Source organism: Verrucomicrobiota bacterium, from assembly GCA_016871535.1.
Classification (GTDB): Bacteria; Verrucomicrobiota; Verrucomicrobiia; order Limisphaerales; family SIBE01; genus VHCZ01.
In genome coordinates, this window is the sequence record VHCZ01000415.1 from 1 (window position 1) to 3,230 (window position 3,230).

General features: G+C 58.5%; 3 protein-coding genes. All 3 read left to right on the top strand.

Annotation, left to right across the window (positions count from 1 at the left end):
* Window positions 1-402: 402 nt before the first annotated feature.
* The 3 genes from FJ398_26965 (at window position 403) to FJ398_26975 (ending at window position 2,839) form a co-directional block, all read left to right on the top strand.
* Window positions 403-1,323, top strand: coding sequence for a prepilin-type N-terminal cleavage/methylation domain-containing protein (locus FJ398_26965; GenBank protein ID MBM3841519.1), 921 nt, complete (start codon window positions 403-405; stop codon window positions 1,321-1,323).
* Window positions 1,245-2,126 carry an acyl-ACP--UDP-N-acetylglucosamine O-acyltransferase gene (gene lpxA / locus FJ398_26970; protein MBM3841520.1) on the top strand — a complete coding sequence of 294 codons (882 nt, stop codon included), beginning with the start codon at window positions 1,245-1,247 and terminating at the stop codon, window positions 2,124-2,126. The genes FJ398_26965 and lpxA overlap by 79 nt, the downstream gene beginning before the upstream one ends.
* A gap of 206 nt (window positions 2,127-2,332) precedes the next feature.
* The gene (locus FJ398_26975) at window positions 2,333-2,839 is read left to right on the top strand and encodes an FHA domain-containing protein (protein MBM3841521.1); all 507 of its coding nucleotides are present in this window, start codon (window positions 2,333-2,335) and stop codon (window positions 2,837-2,839) included.
* Window positions 2,840-3,230 lie beyond the last annotated feature (391 nt).

Sequence of the window (3,230 nt, forward strand, 5' to 3'; positions counted from 1 at the left end):
TCGGTTAAAATCGGCCGATGTTTTGTTTTCATCGGCCCTTTTGATAAAAATAGTGCAGACCGTTGTCCAGCTCAAAATACCAGCTTCCTCAGCCGCAATGATTTTCCTACCTCGGGACTCCGCCATAAGCGACCCCTCAGTTAACGACGGTGGGGCGAGGCCTCCTGCCGAGCCAATCCCATCGAAGAAAAGCTCCGCAGGAGCGTCGCTCCACCGTGGTTAACTGAGGGTTAATGCCGCGTCCCTATTTGGCTTGTTCCAATCCCAGCGGAAGGCTATCTTCCATCGCGCTGTGAAAACCCAAATTGTGCTCAGCCGCATCATCTCTCGCCCCGCGACACGCGGTCGGCACGCTGTCCCAAACACGGATCGCTGCGGCGAAAAAACGAAGGAGATTGAGCCATGAATACCGTCAAGCATTCCCAGTCTTACCCTGTGCAGTCCCCCAATCGCATTCTCCCCTGGCTGGCCTTCACCTTGATCGAACTGCTGGTGGTCATCGCCATTATCGCCATCCTCGCGGCGATGCTGTTGCCGGCGCTCAGCGGAGCCAAAGACCGCGCGCAGATGACTCTCGACCTGAACAACGTGAAGCAAGTCCTGCTGGCCAGCCAGCTCTATGCCACGGACAACGAGGATCGGATGGCTCATCCGAGCTGGGGATCCGACGCCACCGGCCCAGACAGTTGGGTTTACGCGACCAAGAATAGTGACCGCATCCCCGGTGGTCCGGCGTCCCCGACTTCTGCCGCAGGGAGAGACGTGAATTCCGTGCAGTTCAGCAATCAGGTGCTTTTCTTCAAGATCAGCCAGCTCGGTCCTTACTTGAGCAGCCACACGGTTTGCTGGTGTCCCAAAGACGTGGCCACCCGCGGCAGCGGCAAGCTCAAGCAACTCTGGCTGGAACGCCCGATCAAGCTCACGTCCTACTGCTGGAACGGCACCATCGGCGGCTACAACAACATCGGCAAACCTTCCCTCGCTCCGGACGGGAGAACTTACAAAGTGACTGATTTCCTGGCCACCGATTGGCAGATGTGGGAGCAGAACGAACTTTCGGCATTCAACTTCAACGACGCCTCCAATGTCCCGCCGCCGGGCAATGCCGGCAACGGCATCTCGTTGCGTCATGCCGGGATGCCAGGGTGGTGGAACGTAAATAACGTAAACGGACCAGGGGTTCACACCAATCTCTCCGGCGGCGCGGTGGTGGGAACGTTCGGCGGCTCGGCCTCGCTCATGAAATGGAACCGCGCCTGGCAGATCATCAACAAGATCGCTTATCCCAACGAAATCTTCTGCGGCCCGGTTTACCAGAGGTAGGGCGGGTCTTGATCCATCCCACAGCCATCATTCATCCCGACGCTCAAATCGATGCCAGGGTCACGATCGGAGCGTACACGGTCATTGATGGCGGCGTAAGAATCGGCCCCGGATGCTGGATCGGCCCGCACGTGCATTTGACGGGCCAGACGACCCTCGGCGCGGATAACCGATTCCACGCCGGCTGCGTGATTGGCGAAGCGCCGCAGGATTTGAAATACAAGGGGGATCCGACGCAGTTGACCATCGGCTACGGCAACGTGTTTCGCGAACACGTCACCGTGCACCGCTCCAACACGGGGTCGGAGGACACCACTATCGGGTCGAACAACTTCTTCATGGCCCACAGCCACGTCGGACACAACGCGAAGATCGGCAATCACGCGATCTTCGCCAACGGCGCCTTGCTTGGCGGCCACGTCGAGGTGGGTGATCGAGCGTTCATTTCCGGGAACTGTCTGGTCCACCAGTTCGTACGGGTGGGGATGCTGGCCTTGATGCAAGGCGGTTCGGCGGTGAGCAAAGATTTGCCGCCTTACACCGTGGCTCGCGGTGACAATACAATTTGCGGGCTTAACGTGGTAGGCCTCCGGCGGGCCGGTTTCACAAGCGAACAACGCCTGGAATTGAAGCGCCTCTACCACGTGCTGTTTCGGCGGACAGGGAGTTTGAAAGCGGCGCTCGAAGCTGTGACCGCAGAGTTCCGAAACGAATGGAGCCGCGTTCTGATCGACTTTGTGGCTGCGGCGAAGCGCGGGGTGTGCGCCGATCGTCGAATTTCCGAAAGCGCAGAGGTGGTTTAACCGCGGGTTTTGATCCGGTTGCGGCGGCAGTCGAGGTCAGGAGGCCCACTTTTTTCAGTTGAAGCCACGGACACCTTCCGTCAGCGGGGTATGACAAAATCTGTGAGCCGATGTCTAACCAACAAGAACGGCGCGCATTGCGCCGTCGGCGAAAACCTTTGACTTGAAGTTTTGAAAGAAGATAATGCATTGCACCTGACCGACCTATGGCCAAACTCGTTGTCCTAAGCGAAGGGCTCACCGGACGCACCTGTGAACTCAAATCCGAGAAAACCACCATCGGTCGCCTCGAAGACAACGCGTTCCAAATCGCCGAGCCTTCGGTTTCCAGCCATCATTGCGAAATCGTGCTCCGGGGGAACGACGTGGTCGTCCGGGATTTGAACTCAACGAACGGCACCTTCATCAGCGGCGAAAAGGTCACAGAAACGGTGCTGAAGCCGGGGCAAATTCTGCGCCTGGGCCAGGTGGAATTGCGGCTGGAGGCAGGCACCCCTCCGCCTTCCGGCAAAATCCCCCTCGACAAGACCCGCGTCATGCCCCAGGGCGTGAAGTTTGATCTCGAAGAGGGTCAAAAGCCGATCTTCGAGAAGGACTCCCCGTTTGCCAAGAAGAGCAATAAAACCGCGAAAGTCTTCATTGCGGTCGGCGTGCTGCTGGGGCTGATTATAATCGCCGCGCTCGTCTGGGCGCTGACGAACATCGGCGGGTAAGGGTCTGCTCAAAAATAACTTCGGGTTTTGGCGGGAGCGCCACCTGGCGGGATGCAAGGCGCAAGGAGGGAGCATCCCCTTCATGGGGCTTGTGACCGACGAGCAACGCCGCGGCCAGCCAGGCGCCGTCCCGCCCCTGCGAGCTGGGACGCTTTTGACTTCTGGCTTCGTTGCTCCTCAGTCACAGAGCGAGGGCTATGCTCCTTCGTTGCGCCTCGCCAGAAGTCAGAAGCGCCGCCAGCAAAACCCGAAGTTATTTTTGAGCAGACCCTAAGTGGTCCATTTCATAAATACGCTCACGTTCGCGGCAAGGGATTTTTCGGCCAGACGAGGCGCGAGCGACGAGCATATCCCGAAGTGGATCTGTAAGGAGCAAGCAACGAAGTCTGGC

Excerpts from the sequence above, each read along its gene's own strand:
- FJ398_26965 (MBM3841519.1), top strand. The coding sequence starts at position 403 with ATGAATACCGTCAAGCATTCCCAGTCTTACCCTGTGCAGTCCCCCAAT.
- lpxA (MBM3841520.1), top strand. The coding sequence starts at position 1,245 with ATGGAACCGCGCCTGGCAGATCATCAACAAGATCGCTTATCCCAACGA.
- FJ398_26975 (MBM3841521.1), top strand. The coding sequence starts at position 2,333 with ATGGCCAAACTCGTTGTCCTAAGCGAAGGGCTCACCGGACGCACCTGT.